Annotated in this window: 13 protein-coding genes; 6 read left to right on the top strand and 7 right to left on the bottom strand. The window is 44.0% G+C overall.

Annotated features, from left to right (window positions below):
• The first annotated feature begins 149 nt into the window (after positions 1 to 149).
• The gene (locus tag PBF_RS18205) at positions 150 to 827 is read left to right on the top strand and encodes a DUF421 domain-containing protein (RefSeq protein ID WP_035331724.1); all 678 of its coding nucleotides are present in this window, start codon (positions 150 to 152) and stop codon (positions 825 to 827) included.
• Positions 828 to 853: 26 nt separating this feature from the next.
• Here PBF_RS18205 and PBF_RS18200 read toward each other — a convergent pair whose 3' ends face one another.
• The 4 genes from PBF_RS18200 to PBF_RS18185 all read right to left on the bottom strand — a co-directional run bounded on the left by PBF_RS18200 (position 854) and on the right by PBF_RS18185 (position 4,850).
• Entirely contained in the window at positions 854 to 1,816 is a 963-nt protein-coding gene (locus PBF_RS18200) for a D-2-hydroxyacid dehydrogenase (protein ID WP_035331723.1), read from the bottom strand.
• Between the two features lie 116 nt (positions 1,817 to 1,932).
• Positions 1,933 to 2,280 carry a hypothetical protein gene (locus PBF_RS18195; RefSeq protein WP_035331722.1) on the bottom strand — a complete coding sequence of 116 codons (348 nt, stop codon included), beginning with the start codon at positions 2,278 to 2,280 and terminating at the stop codon, positions 1,933 to 1,935.
• A 111-nt stretch (positions 2,281 to 2,391) separates the two neighbouring features.
• Positions 2,392 to 3,210: an MBL fold metallo-hydrolase gene (locus PBF_RS18190; protein ID WP_235192291.1), complete on the bottom strand. Its 819-nt coding sequence runs from the start codon at positions 3,208 to 3,210 to the stop codon at positions 2,392 to 2,394.
• A 188-nt stretch (positions 3,211 to 3,398) separates the two neighbouring features.
• Positions 3,399 to 4,850, bottom strand: coding sequence for a TerD family protein (locus PBF_RS18185; RefSeq protein ID WP_035331720.1), 1,452 nt, complete (start codon positions 4,848 to 4,850; stop codon positions 3,399 to 3,401).
• 200 nt (positions 4,851 to 5,050) lie between these two features.
• Here PBF_RS18185 and PBF_RS18180 point away from each other — a divergent pair, with 200 nt between their 5' ends.
• Positions 5,051 to 5,776 carry a glycerophosphodiester phosphodiesterase gene (locus tag PBF_RS18180; protein ID WP_035331719.1) on the top strand — a complete coding sequence of 242 codons (726 nt, stop codon included), beginning with the start codon at positions 5,051 to 5,053 and terminating at the stop codon, positions 5,774 to 5,776.
• Between the two features lie 153 nt (positions 5,777 to 5,929).
• Here the strand turns inward: PBF_RS18180 and PBF_RS18175 are convergent, their stop codons facing one another.
• The 3 genes from PBF_RS18175 to PBF_RS18165 all read right to left on the bottom strand — a co-directional run bounded on the left by PBF_RS18175 (position 5,930) and on the right by PBF_RS18165 (position 8,552).
• Entirely contained in the window at positions 5,930 to 6,376 is a 447-nt protein-coding gene (locus tag PBF_RS18175) for a hypothetical protein (protein ID WP_035331718.1), read from the bottom strand.
• 9 nt (positions 6,377 to 6,385) lie between these two features.
• The gene (locus PBF_RS18170; RefSeq protein ID WP_035331716.1) at positions 6,386 to 6,736 is read right to left on the bottom strand and encodes an ASCH domain-containing protein; all 351 of its coding nucleotides are present in this window, start codon (positions 6,734 to 6,736) and stop codon (positions 6,386 to 6,388) included.
• Between the two features lie 124 nt (positions 6,737 to 6,860).
• Positions 6,861 to 8,552, bottom strand: a complete 1,692-nt coding sequence (locus tag PBF_RS18165; RefSeq protein WP_035331714.1) for a glutamine--tRNA ligase/YqeY domain fusion protein — start codon at positions 8,550 to 8,552, stop codon at positions 6,861 to 6,863.
• A 283-nt stretch (positions 8,553 to 8,835) separates the two neighbouring features.
• Here PBF_RS18165 and PBF_RS18160 point away from each other — a divergent pair, with 283 nt between their 5' ends.
• From PBF_RS18160 to PBF_RS18145, 4 genes are all read left to right on the top strand, one after another.
• On the top strand, positions 8,836 to 9,600 hold the full coding sequence (locus PBF_RS18160; protein ID WP_035331712.1) for an alpha/beta hydrolase: 765 nt from the start codon (positions 8,836 to 8,838) through the stop codon (positions 9,598 to 9,600).
• Between the two features lie 175 nt (positions 9,601 to 9,775).
• Positions 9,776 to 10,978, top strand: coding sequence for an MFS transporter (locus PBF_RS18155; protein ID WP_035331710.1), 1,203 nt, complete (start codon positions 9,776 to 9,778; stop codon positions 10,976 to 10,978).
• A gap of 499 nt (positions 10,979 to 11,477) precedes the next feature.
• Positions 11,478 to 14,225, top strand: a complete 2,748-nt coding sequence (locus PBF_RS18150; protein ID WP_035331708.1) for a dynamin family protein — start codon at positions 11,478 to 11,480, stop codon at positions 14,223 to 14,225.
• Between the two features lie 433 nt (positions 14,226 to 14,658).
• Entirely contained in the window at positions 14,659 to 17,442 is a 2,784-nt protein-coding gene (locus tag PBF_RS18145) for a response regulator (protein ID WP_035331706.1), read from the top strand.
• Positions 17,443 to 17,504: the final 62 nt, after the last annotated feature.

Raw genomic sequence — 17,504 nt, 5'->3', positions numbered from 1 at the left:
ATAGCGGTGACAGGCACCTATACCAGTCAGACAAAGTGGTATAGGTACCTGTCACCTTTCTTTTTTTTGCAAAAAGTGGAATAGCGGGAAAGGTGTATTCAAAGACCTCTAAGGGGAATAGAGAGGCTATAGAGAGAGGAGGAGTATGGATGTATTTATCAATAACAGTAAAGATGGCTGTGGGACTGGTAACACTGTTAGCGGTAACCCGTATTCTTGGAAAGAAGGAGCTTTCACAGGTAACCCCGTTTGATTTTGTCTATGCGGTTGTTCTTGGAGGGATCATTGAGGAAACGATTTATGATGAAAAAGTCACGGTGCTTCAAGTTATCTATTCTGCATTGCTATGGGGAACTTTTATTTATATGATTGAAATTCTGGCAAAAAGGAAAAATATATTCAGAAAGATTTTAAAGGGCAGGGGGTCGATCCTTGTCAAGGAAGGCCAGCTGGATGTAAAAGAAATGGAGAAAAACCATCTTGAAATGGAACAGCTGAGGACTATGCTGCGCCAGGAAGGAATATTCAGCATGAATGAAGTCAAATATGCTTATCTTGAAACTAATGGGGGCTTAAGTGTAATGAAATACCAAAACGAAGTGCCTGTCACTCCTGAAATGATGAAACTTGAGGTGAAGGAAAAGAATCCTTCCATTTTACTGATTGATGAAGGCGAAGTAGTGGAAGAAGGCCTGACATTATTGGGAAAAGATGGGGAGTGGCTGAGGGAATCTATTAAAACTGAAGGCTATTTTAATATCAAAGAAATATTCTGTGCGGAATGGTCGGAAGAAGAAGGGTTTTATATAGTAGCTTATAAAAAATGAGCCTTGCATCTGCAAGGCCCTCACTATTAATATCCCTTTTTATAATCAACAAGATTAATGCCTGGTATACCGCTGGTTATATACTCTTTTATATTGGGAATAAATATATCTTCAATCACACGTCTGGTATAGTGTTCCGTTGATCCGGCTGTATGCGGAGTAACGATGACATTATCAAGCTCCCATAGGGGGCTGTCTTCAGAAAGCGGTTCTTTTTCAAATACATCAAGTCCTGCACCGGCAATCAGGCCGTTCTGCAGTGCGTCGATTAAATCTGTTTCTTTTACAATTTCCCCTCTGCCGATATTGATGAAGAAGGCAGAATCCTTCATGATGGCAAACTGTTCGGCTCCGAATAGCTGCCGTGTTTCCTGTGTAAGCGGAAGTGTGACGACAACATAGTCACATTGAGGAAGCACATCGTTCAGCTGTCCGGATGTATACATTTCATCAAAATACTCTTCAGGTCTTCCAGAATGGCGAACTCCAATCACCTTCATGCCGAATGCTTTGGCAATCCTGGCCGTTTCTTTTCCGATGGCTCCTGTGCCAATCAGGCCAAGGGTTTTATTATGTATTTCAAGCTTTAATCCGGAATGGTGCCATACTTTGACTTGCTGATTTTTTACATATGTATGGATTTTGCGGGTAAGCCCGAGCATGAGAGCGAAAATGGTTTCAGAAATAGGATTGGCATGTACGCCATTTGCGCTCGTAATCTGGATGTCCTGTGATTCCATTTCTGTCAGAGGGAGAGAATCGACACCTGCACTCCAGGATTGGAACCAGCGGAGTTTGCTGTCTCCCTCGAGAACCATTTCTTTAAGTTCCTTTTTCCAGCCGGCGATGACTTCGGCTTTTTTCATTTCATTTTGCCAGTTTGCGGAATCCTTGCCGGAAATGAGCTCCCAATCGGGAATGATTTCTTTTATTTTTTCAAGCTGTGAGGGTTCCAGATCATGTGTAATGATACAGGTTCTTTTTGTCATGTTTGTGCCTCCGTTTTTATTTTTTGAAAAGTCGGTAAATATATCATAGTCTATAAAGGAGAACTTTTCTAATAAAAAATCCCCCGGGTATAAGGCACCAGGGGAGGATCTATCTATTAAGAGGGCTGAAAACCTATTAATTTGGCTTTCTTATCAACACCGAGCGTCGTCTTGTCCGGGAAGGTAATGACAGAGCTGATGTAATCCCAGCGGATCAGAAAATGAGTGACGCAATCTTCTTCTTTTTGCTGTTCTTCCGGAATGTTGGTACCATCTTCTTTTTGTACCATTGTTCGCTTGAAGCAAGGGTTCTCAACCCAGATTCCCATGCTTTCTGTTTTGATCAGTTTAACAAGGTACCACTCATCGGGCTGAAAAATGCCAGTAATGGAGCCGACGAGATCGTTTGGAAAGTTTTTGAATTTTATCTGGACCTTTTTTCCTGCAAAGTTTTCAAGGTGCATATATGAACCTCCTGAACTATTAAAATGGGTTTTTATATACTCTTCCTTTTTTTGATTGTTTTAAACATCAAAAAAGCAAGATCCAGTCGTTTTGCTGGACCTTGCTTTTTTCTAGCGTTCCCCGTCTACATATTTTCCGTGGTCAGGAACGGCAATTTCATCAAAATCATTTACAAGTCTGGTGAGACTTTCCCTTAATACAGCGGCAGCCATGGGAATGCCGTGCCCTGTGATGGCGACATCCGGCTGAAGGGCTTCGAGTTTCTGCACGGATGCACGGGCCGCATCCCAATCTGTCGTCAGGTAGCGGGGCGGGCCGCTGATTTCCTGTTCCTGGGTGAGGACACTGTATAAGGATTCCTGTTTCACTGTTACGAAAGCATCACCTGCAATCAGCACACGATCCGATTCCCTGAACAATGAAACATGGCCAGGGGTATGACCTGGTGTGTGGATCCATTTCCATCCTTCCATATGGGGAACATTTCCGTCTTCAGGAAAGGATTGAACATAGGTTCCGAGATCGATGCCTTCATGCGGAAAGGTTGGGGACATCTTTGCGACAAGTCCGCCTTCAACACTTGCGTCAGGTTTTGGGTAATCCTGCTGTCCCGTTAAAAATGGCATTTCCAGTGTGTGAGCGTATACAGGAACCTGCCAGCGCTCAACCAGATCAATAATTGCACCAACATGGTCAAAATGGCCATGTGTAAGAATAATGGCTTTCGGTCTGGCATTCTCTCCAAAGAGTTCTTCAGCGGCATTCATGATTTTCTCTGCAGATTTTGGCATGCCTGCGTCCACCAGAACCCAGTCGCCTGGCTTTTCTGATATACGCACAAAACAAACATTGACAATCTGAACTGTCAGGCAGTAAACTCCATCCGCTTCGTTTACAATCATTCCGCTCGTGGAAGAAGTCATGGGCATATAGCGTTCAGTTGATGAACTTTCCTTCAAAAATATTACCTCCCTGCTAATTTTTTAAAATAACAGACCTCTTATCTTTTTGAGTATACCCGCATGTAAACTTTGTATGCGGCATATTCAGGAGGTGGTGGGAATAAATGCAAAAAAAAAACTCTGCCTGGATGAGGCAGAGTCTGCTATAACACAAATTATGACAGGAATTCATGCGGGTTTAACCCGAGTTCCATACAGATTTCGGTAACAGCCTGTTTTTCATTTTGATCAAAGTTCCCATCAGCATAGCCGATCGCGATGCAATAACGGGCTACGAGGCGGGCGATCTCAGGCTTATTTCTTACCCGGCCAACTGCTTTGAAGGCTTCAGCCCGGCCGATGATCGGATCCATCTCAATCCGCTGGACGAACATATTGAATTGCTGTATCACTTTTTGTGTATCAAACACTTTTAATTCCTGGCTGCTGTTTACAAACTCAATCATCTTTTGGCGTTCAGACGGATCGAGCCTGCCATCTGCCATCCCAACAAGAGCGCATGAAGCTACCACGGCGTCCATGACATCCTGGCTCTTGAATCGAGTGAACAGCTCCTGTGCACGGCGTTTTTGGTCATTGGCCCACTGTGCGTAATCTGTCTGGTTAGGCGACCATGAATTGCCGCAGGCATTACAGGTGAGCTTCAGCTGGTTCTTTCCAATAAATCCGCCAAGAAGTCCTACAGGGCCAAGGATGAGTCCTCCAATCGCCGCTTTTCCAAGGCCAAATCCCTTTTGTCCGGTGCGGATGTTAGTAGATCCGCAGCGGGTGCAGGCAATATTGCCATCTGTATAGGATTGAGCCTGTACCGGCTGTCCAAAACCGGTTTGGCCACCCATGGCAGATGGCTGGGACGGAGGTGTGCTATATGCAGTCTGATTGTAGGCAGGCTGGCCAAAAGACGACGGGCTGTAGCCTGATTGAGTCTGCTGGCTTTGCTGTGGACTGAATCCATGAGCCTGCTGTCCGTAATTTGCCTGCTGCTGGAATTGGCCATGGCCGAATGACGGCTGCTGACTTGGAGCAGGCTCATCATCTACGGAAACACCGAAATTGCGGCACAGGGCGGCTAATCCTCCCTGAAATCCGCTTGCAATGGCATTGAATTTCCACTCCCCATTGTGACGGTAAAGCTCTGCAGCGACGATGGCTGTTTCAACAGTAAAATCACGGCCAAGGTCGAAGCGGATCAGCTCCTCGTTCGTCATGGCATTAAAAATTCTCACATAGGCATTTGAAACTTGTCCGAAGTTCTGCCCCTTCATCTGGGCATCATGAATGGTAATAGTAAACGCAATTCGATGGATATGCTGCGGCACCTTATTCAACTCGATGCGGATTTGCTCATCGTCCCCGGCGCCGGCTCCCGTTCTGTTATCACTGCTGTAGAGAATCGATCCGTTTCCGCCGGATGGATTATTATAAAACACAAAGTCACTGTCACTTTGCACTTTTCCGGATGCGCCTGTTAAAAATGCTGAAGCATCCAGGTCATATTGAGATTGATTGTGGCTGACATCCCACCCCAATCCTGCCATCACAACCTGCAAACCAGGATTTGTTTTGGTCAAGTCTACTTTTTGTCCCTTGCTCAATCGAACTCCCACAGATTTCACTCCTAAATTCGTTTTTATGTATGGATAATTTGTTATACGTACTGGAAAGAAAGAAGTTTCATAGTTTAATTATAATGGAATCTAATGCGAAGTGAAACTTGAGCGGACTTTCTTGGAATGAAAAAATGATTTTGGTACTGGTTGTAGAATAGAATATTAATGATGATGTTTTTGTCATAGGAGGAGATAAGTTGAATAAAAGAGCAAAAGTATTTGCCCACCGTGGTGTCAGCGGACATTTTCCGGAAAACACGATGGCTGCTTTTCAGGCCGCATTGGAGGCAGGAGCAGATGGCATTGAATTGGATGTGCAGATGGCGAAGGATGGTACGCTTGTGATCATTCATGACGAAAAGGTGGACAGAACAACCGGCGGAACCGGCTATATTAAGGACATGACCTTTGAAGAAATCCTGCAGCTTGATGCCGGGAGCTGGTTTGCGGATGTGAATGCCGGTGAAACAATCCCGGATCTGGAGACACTTTTACAATGGGCAGTGAAGGAGGGCAACGAACTGCTGATTAATATTGAATTGAAAAATGATTTGATTGACTATCACGGGATGGAAAAAAAGGTGATTGACCTTATCCTTAAATATAGATTGGAACAGCGTGTCATTATCTCATCCTTCAATGCGGATAGCCTGAGGAGAGTCCGGGACTCTCATGCAACTATACAGACGGGATATTTAATTGAAGGTATTCCTGAAAACACAGTCGAAATTGCCAAAAAAATCGGTGCAGACAGCATTCATTGTGAAGAGAGGTTTGCTCTATCCGAGTATGGAAGGAAAGGAAAGGAAGCAGGATTTCCGCTGCGGGTATATACCGTAAATGATGAAACCCGCAGCGGATTCTTAAATAATGCCGGAGTCGAAGTGATTATGACCGATTTTCCGGAAAGATTTTTGAAGTAATTAGTTTGTTGGATGTGAAAATTTTGATTATCCATGCATCCGCATGGGAGACACCACATCTTCAGCAAAAGATAAATAAAGCTGCTTCAAACCGCGAAAATATGTATTTATCCATGCATAAAAAAACAAGCGCACATCATGAGCGCTTGTTTTTTATCCCTGCCAAAGCACCGGCTTGGCTACCATGAACCAGAGCATGAGCATTAACAGAAAAAGATAGATCCAAACGGAGCGGGTAAGCTTTCTAATTAGGAAATGCTGATCAGCTCCCGGTTCATCAAATTTCCTCAGGACAGGAGTGAAGGCCCGGGCGAGAAAAAAGACTGAGCCTCCCATGACTGCCAGGGTAGCGACGACCCATGATGTCGTCCAGGCCCAGTGGCTGTTCATGATAAGAAGGATACCTGAGCCTACAAGTACATGTCCTGCATGCTTGACAAGCCGCACGGATGTCCTGAATATGCCGATATATGCCTGCTGGACCCCGGGATGAGCCGTTCCTAATTTATTGACGATTGGGATCAGAATAAAAAATGGGCCAACAGAAAGAATGGCACTGCTGACATGGATGTACAGCAGTATTCGATACAGTATGTCCATCCCGGCAGATTACTTCTTCACTGCGCTGAATTCATGAACCCATACACGCATCTGCGGAAGCCACGGCATTCCCGGATGCATGGAAAGAATGGATTGTTTGTAGTCTTCCAAGCTTTCGAAACCTTCCTGGCGGGCATGCTCGTCTGTTAATTCACCAAGGGATTGGGAATAAACTTTATCTACAACAAAGTCCTTGCCTTCAAGTGTCATGATTTCTCCCACATCAGCATAGCGGCCGTTTCGGCGAGTGGCTGTTTTCTTTCCTGCAAGAACCTTTTCAACATCCTCTTTAACTGTCACCATGCGGTCTATTGAACATGTTTTCGGCGGTAATGTATTTGGGTCATGCTGGTTTGACATTATGCTATTCCTCCTTATGTAAATGCTTACTTTTAAAACCTTACCATACTTTTCAGCAGAAAGGCAGTTTATGAATTGTTACGGCTAAAAAAGCCTGAGGGAACCAAGCCCTCAAGCTTAATGCCTATTTTAATTTAAATGAACTCTTTAGTGAGACAATCCGGTTAAAGACAGGTTTTTCTGCTGCCGTATGTTTCGGGTCTGCATTGAAATAGCCATGGCGGAAGAATTGGAACTTATCCTGGGCTTTTACATCCTTCATATTTGGTTCGATGTAACCATGAACAATTTCAAGTGAATTCGGGTTCACGTAGTCAAGGAACGTTTTGCCTTCCGATTCGTTTTCAAGAGCCTCAACCGTATCTGTCTCAGCGTTCTGATCGGCATCTTCGTCAAGGATCAAAGGCTCGTACAAACGGAATTCAGCCGGAATGGCACTCTTGGCATCCACCCAGTGAAGCGTACCCTTTACCTTTCGGCCGGTAAAGCCTGATCCGCTCTTTGTTTCAGGGTCATATGTGCAATGAAGCTCCACAACATTGCCATTCTCATCCTTGATGACATCGTTGCACTTGATGAAGTAAGCATGCTTTAAGCGGACTTCATTGCCAGGGAAGAGGCGGAAATATTTTTTCGGCGGATCTTCCATGAAGTCGTCCTGCTCTACATAAATCTCTCTTGAGAATGGAATTTGGCGCATGCCCATTTCCGGGTTCTCCGGATTGATTTCTGCATCAAGCATTTCAGTCTGATCTTCCGGGTAGTTGGTAATTACAACCTTTAACGGACGAAGTACACCCATTGTGCGGGGAGCCTTCATTTTCAGGTCTTCGCGCACAAAATGCTCAAGCATCGCTTCATCCACTACACCTGAGCCTTTTGAAACACCAGTTTCTTTAACGAATTCGCGGATTGCTTCCGGAGTGTAGCCTTTGCGTCTTAAACCGGAAATCGTAGGCATGCGCGGGTCATCCCAGCCATCAACATAATTTTCTTCTACAAGCTGCTTCAATTTTCTTTTACTCATTACTGTATTAGTAATATTCAGGCGGCCAAACTCGATTTGCTGTGGTGTGCTTTCCATTTCACACTCTGAGACAACCCAGTTGTATAGCGGGCGCTGGTCTTCAAACTCAGTGGTGCACAAGGAATGGGTAACCCCTTCGATTGCATCTTCAAGCGGGTGGGCAAAAGCATACATCGGATAGATGCACCATGTATCACCGGTATTATGGTGAGTTGCGTGTGAAACACGGTAGATAACTGGATCGCGCAAGTTCACGTTCGGTGAAGACATGTCAATCTTCGCTCTAAGAACTTTTGCTCCGTTTTCGAATTCGCCCTTCCGCATACGTTCAAATAAATCAAGATTCTCTTCAACTGAACGGCTGCGGAATGGACTTTCTTTTCCAGGCTCGGTCAGTGTTCCGCGGTATTGGCGGATCTCCTCCTGGCTTAAGTCATCCACATAAGCTTTTCCTTTCTTAATTAAAAGAACGGCGCGGTTATACATTTCCTCGAAGTAATTCGAAGCAAAGTGAAGCTCCTCCCACTCGTAGCCAAGCCATTTAACATCTTCTTTAATGGCATCCACGTATTCCTGATCTTCCTTAAGCGGGTTCGTGTCATCAAAACGAAGATTCGTCTTGCCGTTAAAGTCGTCTGCCAGGCCGAAGTTGATGACAATCGATTTGGCATGTCCGATATGAAGGTAACCGTTCGGCTCAGGCGGGAAACGGGTAATGACCTCTTTGCGCTTTCCCGACTCCAGATCCTCTTTAATAATCGTTCGTATAAAATTTGAATTGTTTTCCAAACCGGTATCAGCCTTTCTGTTTATGTAGTTAGTACTTATTTTAATAATATCGGGAAGGAAAATAAAGCGAAACTTCCCTTAGCTGTGTTTGCAATCGTTTATAGGGCAATACTCTTTATCCATTCTATCTATTATAAACAAGACCAGTCTGGAAAAAAAGTTTTTCTGAAAGCTGGATGTGAAGTTTTACAAAAATGTTAAATACTTTCAAACAAGGAGGGATAGAGGGATGTGAAAAGAATATTCCTTAATAGGAAATAATCTATTGAATGGAGGAAGGAATATGTTTGAAAAGTATCCGGTTTTAGAAGGAGCAGAACCTTTTTATTTTGAAGGAAATGAGATTGGGATTCTTGTTTCTCATGGGTTTACCGGTTCAACTCAAAGTATGCGTCCGCTTGGGGAAGCTTATGCAAATGCAGGGTATACGGTCTGCGGTCCGCGGCTGAGGGGACATGGCACTCATTATGAAGAAATGGAAACAACGACCTATCAGGACTGGATTCATTCTGTTGAAGAAGGCTATCGGTGGCTGAAGGAGCGCTGCAGTACGATATTCGTTACAGGTCTGTCAATGGGCGGCACACTGACATTGTATATGGCCGAAAAATATCCGGAGATTAAGGGGATAATCCCGATTAATGCAGCTGTTGAAATTCCTGATATGGCGGCAGCAGCCAGCCTGGAGGATGTCCGTTTCCTTGATGCAATTGGTTCAGACATAAAAAATCCTGATATAAAAGAGCTTGCCTATGAAAAGACACCGGTTAAATCGCTTGGTGAAATAACGGAACTGATGAAGAAGGTGAAAGCCGATTTAGGGAAAGTGATTTGTCCTGCGCTGATTTTTGTCTCAAAAGAAGATCATGTAGTTCCTCCTTCCAATTCACAGGAAATATACAGCGGCATTAAATCTGCTGCCAAGGAATTAGTCACCCTGGACAACAGCTATCATGTGGCAACGCTGGATAACGATCAGGACATCATAATAGAAAGAACACTGCATTTTCTGCAGCGGACACTGGAAACAAGCAGTCTGCAGGGGTGACGGGGGAGCTTAATCTGGCTCCTTTTTTTATGGACTTATAACGAAGATTTTCATTGTCTCAATCTACGCTTTGATATGATGCAAATTCCCTTTCCTTTTTCCAAACAGTTATGGTAGTATTTAGTGATGCGAAATAATTAACTGATTTATTCTGGAGATAAAAGGAAAGCGGGGGATGCACTTGGAAAAGGCTGCAAAAGAGACTTTATGGACAAAGTCTTTCATTATGCTGATGGTCGGTAATTTATTTATTTTTATGTCTTTTCAGATGCTGATTCCAACATTGCCTCCATATATAAAGTCCATAGGGGCAACTGGTCTTGAAATTGGGCTGGTGACGGCACTGTTTTCGATTGGAGCCGTTCTGAGCCGGCCATTCATTGGATTCATGCTTGAATATAAAGCAAGAAAGCAGCTGGTGCTGATTGGGGCGGCAGCGCTTTTGGCAATAACCATTATTTATCCTCTTTCAAGCGTGGTGCTGATTTTTCTGATGTTCCGATTCATTCATGGGCTTGCCTGGGGCTGGTCAACTACTGTGAATGGGACAGCGGCTGTAGATGTAGTGCCTAATTCCAGGCTTGGAGAGGGAATGGGTTACTATGGCCTCAGTGTTACGATTGGAATGATCATTGCTCCAAGTCTTGGAATCTACCTATATCAGATTACCTCTTTTACCAATCTTATTTATATCTCAAGCGTACTCGGGGTGATTGCCATTGTGCTCCTGGCTGTTGTCCGCTACGAAACGCCTGAAGCGGTTATGAAAACAAGGAAAGAGGACCTTAAATTCTCTTACCTGGACTCTTTAGTTGAAAAATCCAGCTGGTTTCCTGCATTTATCACAATAATTGTGACATTTGGATATGGCTCCATCGTAACGTTCATCGTTATTTTCGGGGAAGAGCGCGGCATTGATCAGATATTCCTATTCTACTTGTTTAATGCGATTATGGCATCGCTCTCAAGACCGGCTGCCGGAAAGTGGTTTGACCAGCGGGGGCCGATGGGGCTTGTGCTGCTTTGTACGTTCATGACTTTCATAGGAATGTGGGTACTTTCTTTCGCTCATTCGAATTTGTTTATTATCATTAGCGGAATTTTGTTTGGAATTGGATTTGGCTCATTGATTCCTACTCTGCAGTCCTGGACGCTGTCGATGACACCATCCAACCGGCGCGGTGTGGCAAACGGAATGTTCTTCTCCTCCATCGACCTTGGCATTGGACTAAGCGGGCTTGTGTTCGGTGTGCTTGCACAGTTTGTGGAAACATCGGCACTATTCCAAATATCAAGTGTGTTCCTGATTCTTGGGATGGCTGTTACAGTCCTCTATGGGAGACAGCGACGGGCCGCCCGGCCGCAGCAAGCCTCATAATGAAGAATGAATACTGGCAGACAGGAATATATATTTCTGTCTGCCAGTTTTTATTTTGATTTGAGGTGGTATTAATAAAGAGAAGCTGATTCTAACTATTAAAAATATTACACAGGAATACAGCAATGTTTCAAAAATGATAGAGAAATGAAATTTTTTGCAGAAAAATTTTTGCTACAATATAAGGATAAAGGATGAAAAATTGGCGTATTATGCGTTTTTTTATAAAGATAAGAAGGTAAATTCTGAAGTTAGATAACTGTCTAGCTTCAGGCGTCATCGGCTCGAGGTCATAAGCCGCTCCCTTCCAGAAGGAAAAAACACCTTCTTACAGGGACCGTCTTATGCAAGCCGATAGGCGGGCGCCTTCCGCTTTTCTTATAAAGCATGCTGATAAAGCCCTATGAAATTAGGAAATCAGCCGGCTGGATCAATAAAATTCTTTTAGAAGGGGCCGCCTTTAGGCGTACTTTTAAAAAAAGCACTGCGGGGGATCAAGATGACTTTAGAGAAGCAGCTAATCAGCAAAACCTTTTATAAGACCTTCATGGAATCTAATGAAAATGTGCATCCGATCAGGGTTTTGGGTGAAATGTATGTGGCTGAGCAGCAGAACGAGGTGCCTGATTTAACTAATATCCGCTTCGCCCAGGGTGAAGTCTATTTCCTTAACAAGGATTATGAAGCGGCCATTTTTAAATGGGAAAGCATACCGAATGAATTGGGGCCGTGGGCTCAGAAAAATATGGCTGATGCCTATTTTGAATTAGATCTGCTTTCAAATGCAGAGGACTTTTATAAATCAATTGAAACAGATTCAGAGGTGTTAAAGACTGAAGTGCTCCTCCAGCTGTTTTCACTTTACATACAGCGCGGCAAGCTTGAATTGGCTGTTGAATCCATTAAAGAGGCAGTCCGGCTAAATCCGGATTATCCGGATGTGACCGATCTGGCACGAGGGTTCTTTGAAGAACACAGTGATTGGGGAAATGCAGTGGAGCTGGCTGTCAATGAAGCAATCAGGACGGAATCCCTATCATGGTTTGAAGTTCTTCATTCGTATGTGGAACAGGGGCGGACAGCAAAAATGGAGCCGAACTATTTCAGTGAGGCGCTTTCGGTGTTATACCGTGCAGATCGGGCTCACTTTGAAGATTTATCAGCGGCTCTGTGGAATAGCTATAAGACATCAGATCTGTATTTCTTATGGCTGAAAGAATATAATCATCTTCTCCTGAATATGGAGCCGGGGCGCTCACATACATGGAGCGTGCTTTCGGAGCTTTACAAAGAAACTTATCTTGAACTGATCAGCGGCAAGCATTTAATCCGGGATTTATCCCATCTGATTCCAAATCACATAACGAATTGGGTGAAAATAGCTTCCCCTTCTCATTATCTTGTTTCGGCATCGGCAGTGCTGGCATGGAGCGAAATATTCCCATCCAATATCGATTCTTCTGCTGTCAGTGAAGCAGAGAGTCTTGTGAACCGTTCTGTCCGTTATCAGGAAGGACTGGAGGAAAGCTTTAAGCTTTTCGAAAATATCATGAAATGGGCAAAGGAAAAAGGCGTCCTGATGGGTGAGCGATTTGAATGGATGGTCCGTGAGCTCCTTGATTTGGATTCCGGGCATTTGCTGATTGCCGGTGCAGCTTCAAATGGAAAATCCTCATTTGTGAACACTCTTCTCGGTGAAGAGCTGATGGGGGATTCTACATCAGCTTCAGTGCTGTTCAAGGATAGTAATGAAGCGGAAATCCATGCTATTACGGACGAGGAAGTCAGAAGCATTTCTGATCTTGAGGATTTTAGGCAAAGTGCAGAGAAAAGCCAGCAGACGCTCATACGCTGCAAGATGCCATTCAACTTTTTACAGAGTAATAGACTTGCTGTCATCGATACACCAGGTCTTGCGGGTCAAAGCAAGTTCCGAAATGGTGTGTTCCAATATCTTCATTTTGCTGACAGCATGCTGTTTGTCCTGAATGCTGATTCGCCTCTGACAGATAAAGAGCTGGATCTTGCTGTGAGAATGAGAGAACAGGCTCCGGAACTGCCTATTCATTTCCTTCTCAGTAAAATGGATCGGATTCCGGACAGCCAGGATGCTATAGAGCTTCTTGATGAAACTCAGTCCCGTGTTCATACCTATTTCCCAAAAGCAAAGGTGTTTGCTTTCTCCGCCTATTATGAAAGCGAAAGCCAGCTCAATGATTTAGCCGTCTTTATCAAGTCGATAATGGATGGGCGGAACCGGAAAGAAGAGCGTACAGCAAAGGTTCTTTACTATATAAAAAAATCCATTAAATTCCTGCTTGAAAAACGTGTTGAGATGGAAAACAGCTTGATTGATACGATTAAATGGAACGAAGAGATGGTGACTAAACTAAAGGGTGCCAAGAACCAGCTGATGGATATGGAAGAAGAGAAGGTCCGGACGATTAAAAGATCGTACAGCAAGATTAAAGATGAAATGAGAGCGGATCTTGAGAAGCAGATTCCGGAACTTCTTCGAAACTGTTCAGAAATGGTGACAGAAGACAGTGATTTTGGAAAAATCCATACTGAGCTTAATGATGAAATGAATAATCGGGTCCATCAATATATTGAAGATACGGTTTTGCCGGAGTTTCATGTTTCCATACAGGATTGGATTGCGGAAAGTGAAGGAGAGTTCAGAAGCAGCCAGGCATATCTGGATGAAATGAGCCAAGGCTTCAATGAGCTTTACGGCGAGGAGAAAATCGCGCTGGATTGTGATTTCAGAGTCCTGGATGACTGGCGCCGCGACGCTGACCGGATGACGCGCGGGAGTGTTCAGCTTGAAAAGGCCAATATTCTAAACCGCTTTTCGCCATCGCAATTCCTGCTCAAGAGTGCAGGAAAACTGCTTGGGGCAATTCAGCAAAATAAAACCATGCTCCATAATAAATATAAACAGTTCATTGAGCATGAAGACTATAGCGAAATCGCAGAATTCATCACCGATAAATTCATGCAGCAATTCGAACTCTTCGAGAAATCGCTTGAGCGGGATATTAAGATGTTCTTCAGAAATCCGTTTGACGTATTGAATCATACAGTTGAAGAGACATATACGAACATTGCAGAAAATAAAGAAGCATTAAGCGATATGCGCAAAAATCCTGAGATTTACCAGGATCCTCTGACACTATTTGACCTGAAGCTCCGCCAGTTTGAATGGATGACTTCAGCAGGGGAAAAAGTAAAGGAATATCGTTAAACATTGGGAAGGAGTAATCCTTCCTCTTTTTTTATGTTATGTTTAAAACTTATTTTTTTCACTGAGTTGATTGGAGTGGAAGGTGCGAGATCCTCGAAAATGCTATCGAATTTCTTCGTGCGGTGTTTCCTCAAGGAAGCTTATTCAAAGTCCTGCAAGTAGCGGGACAGGTGAGACCCCGCAGGCGCACAGCATCGAGGAGGCTCACCGCCCGCCCCGCGGGTTTGCTGAGTACCTGCAGTGGAAATCAACGGGCGGATACTTAGGCTAAAAACAATAATTTATATAAAAAAGGCGAAAAAATAGAAATACAGGTTTGACCTCCAACAAATAAGGGTAAAGAAGCTGGTCTATTAAAACCTTAATCTCATAAAGCGTGAACATGCACAAGAATAATGATGAAGAAAAATCGGGGGAAAGAAGGAGAGAACAGGTGAGCTTTAAAAGAAAGCAAATGTTGGGATTGGGCTTAACCGTATTTTTTTTGTTTATTCTGATGTTTGTCATTCTGTCTATGGTAAACGGAATGAAAGCAAACATGCTGGAAATTGTGGAGGATCGATACTATAAGGTAAATCAGGCTACAGAGATCAGACAGCTATTTTACCAGACTGACCAGCAGCTGCTAAGTGTGCTCACCGACATAGAATCGGCAGATCCAGCCATGACGGCTGAATTGATTGAGGCAAACCATGAAGGGATACAAACCCGGATTTTGAAATTGGAAAATGAATTAAATAGACAGAAATCGAGCCTGCTATTAAAGGAAGTAGAACAGGCATATGAATCATATGCCCAAATGCAAAACAGCTTCATCGGATTAATGGGAGGCGGAGATCTAGATTCCCTGGAAGATCTGTACAGGGAAGAAAGGGAAAATCGAAACTCTCTTCTGGTTAAGCTGGCTGAATTTAAAGAATATCAGGAATCAATCATGGCTGATTCCCTGGAAAGTGCAAATGAAACGTATAGTCAGTTAGTATCGACTTTGGTTGCTGCGGTTGCAATAGCTATTATTTTAATCGTCGGAGTGACGGTTTGGGTGATTAGAAGTACAGGCAGAAGCATCAGCTTAATTACAAAGGGAATTAAGGATATTGATTATCAAGACCTTTCTTCCATTTCAAGGCTGGATATCGAAACAAAAGATGAGATCGGTGAAATCGCGACAGCCTTCAACTCTATGGCTGATTCACTGGAGAATTATTACAAAAAAGAACAGCGCTATTCGGCTGAAATCAGTGAGCAAAACTGGATCCAAAGCCAGTCTGCTGCATTAGTAAGCATCTATAGCCAGCATGTGACTATAGCCAATTTGGCAGATGATTTTATATCAAGGCTGGCACCTGCCGCCGGAGCTGATCTTGGAGTCATTTATGTGAAAGATGACAGCGGAAGCAAACCTGTATTTAAGAAGCAGGCTGCTTATGCAGATGGAGCGGATGAAGCAGGAAGAGACTTTTTCTATGAGGGGGAAGGTTTAGCAGGCCAAACTGTCAGGGATAAGAAAACAATCTTCCTCGAGGATGTTCCTGAGGATTACAAGGTCTTATCAACTGGTTTGGGAGATGTCAGGCCGAAAAGCATCATGATGGCTCCAGTTATGCTAAAGGACGAGGCAGTGGCAGTAGTGGAACTGGCGAGTTTGAGGCCGTTCACTGAAGCCCAGATCAAACTATTGGAAAAAGTAATAGAAACATTAGGAATAGCCATTACGAATATTTCTGGAAGAATGGAGATTGAACGCTTACTGGCCGAATCCCAGGCCCAGACAGAGGAACTGCAGGCACAGGCTGAAGAGCTGCAATCCCAATCTGAGGAGCTGCAGGCGCAATCTGAAGAAATGCAGAGTCAATCCGAAGAGCTGCGTATGATTAATGAGCAGCTTGAAGAGCGCTCCAGAGATGCTGAAATGAAATCAGAAGAACTTCAGGCTGCCAAGGAAGAACTGGAGGAAAAAGCAAAACAGCTGGGTTTAAGCTCAAAATACAAGTCAGAGTTCCTGGCAAATATGTCCCACGAGCTGCGCACGCCTCTTAACAGCATCCTGCTTTTATCAGAAATGCTGGCAGAAGACCCGGATCAAATCCTTACTGAGGAGCAGAAGGAGTTTTCCAAGGTTATACATACATCTGGACAGGATTTACTTGCCCTCATTAACGATATTCTCGACCTTTCAAAAGTAGAGGTAGGGAAACTGGAAATCAGCTTTGAGGAAGTCAATATGGGAGAAATGTCGCAGCGTCTGAAACAGCATTTTACACAGGTGGCAAAGCATAAAAATCTTGAATTTACTGTGAGCTCTTCGGAAGAAGTCCCTTCTGTATTCAATACCGATGAGCAGCGTCTGCAGCAAATTGTGAAAAACCTCCTTTCAAATGCATTTAAGTTTACGGAAGAAGGTTCAGTAGCAGTCACGTTTGAAAAAGCTTTAAAAGGCGATTTCCTTGGTTTGCCGTTATCCAGCTACACAAATGACTGGCTGAAAATTACAGTGCTCGACACAGGTATTGGCATTCCGTCCGAGAAGCAGGAGCTGATTTTTGAAGCCTTCCAGCAGGCTGATGGCGCCACGATGAGGAAATATGGCGGAACGGGCCTGGGATTGTCCATCTCCAAGGAATTTGCCCAGCTGCTCGGCGGTATCTGCAAAGTGGAGAGCGAAGAAGGAAAAGGAAGCCGGTTTACACTCGTTATCCCGAATCTGCCAAACGGAATGCCTGAAATAGCCGCAGGTTCGCTTGCTTTTGAAGAAGCTGCTGTAACCGCAGAACCTGTCCAGGAAGTGTCTGAGACAGCTGAAACACAAGATGCTGAAGCAGAGCATCAGCATACAGGTACGGAACTTAAAGACAAAACAGTCATTGTTGTAGATGATGACCACAGAAATATTTATGCGCTGAAAAATGCTTTGAAAAAAGAAGGCATGAATGTCCTTACAGCAGAAAACGGGATGCAGTGCCTCGATTTGATAATGGGTACAGAACAGATTGACATTGTACTGATGGATATTATGATGCCGGTTATGGATGGGTATGAAACCATGAAGAGGCTGCGCGGGCTGGACAGGCACCAGGGTGTTCCAATCATTGCCCTTACTGCCAAAGCAATGAAAGGCGATAGGGAAAAGTGCATGGAAGCGGGTGCAACAGATTATATCAGCAAGCCTTTAAAACTGGACCAGCTGCTGTCAGTAATGAGAGTATGGCTTTCATAGATGACAGGGAGGACCAGTCCGGACAACATACGGACACCGTCAACATCATTTTGTTCTCGAAA

The sequence above is a fragment of the Cytobacillus firmus DS1 genome (genome assembly GCF_000565285.1).
GTDB lineage: Bacteria > Bacillota > Bacilli > Bacillales > Cytobacillaceae > Cytobacillus > Cytobacillus firmus_A.
The sequence above is the reverse complement of the archived record's forward strand: the minus strand, read 5'-3'. Positions and strand labels throughout refer to the sequence as shown.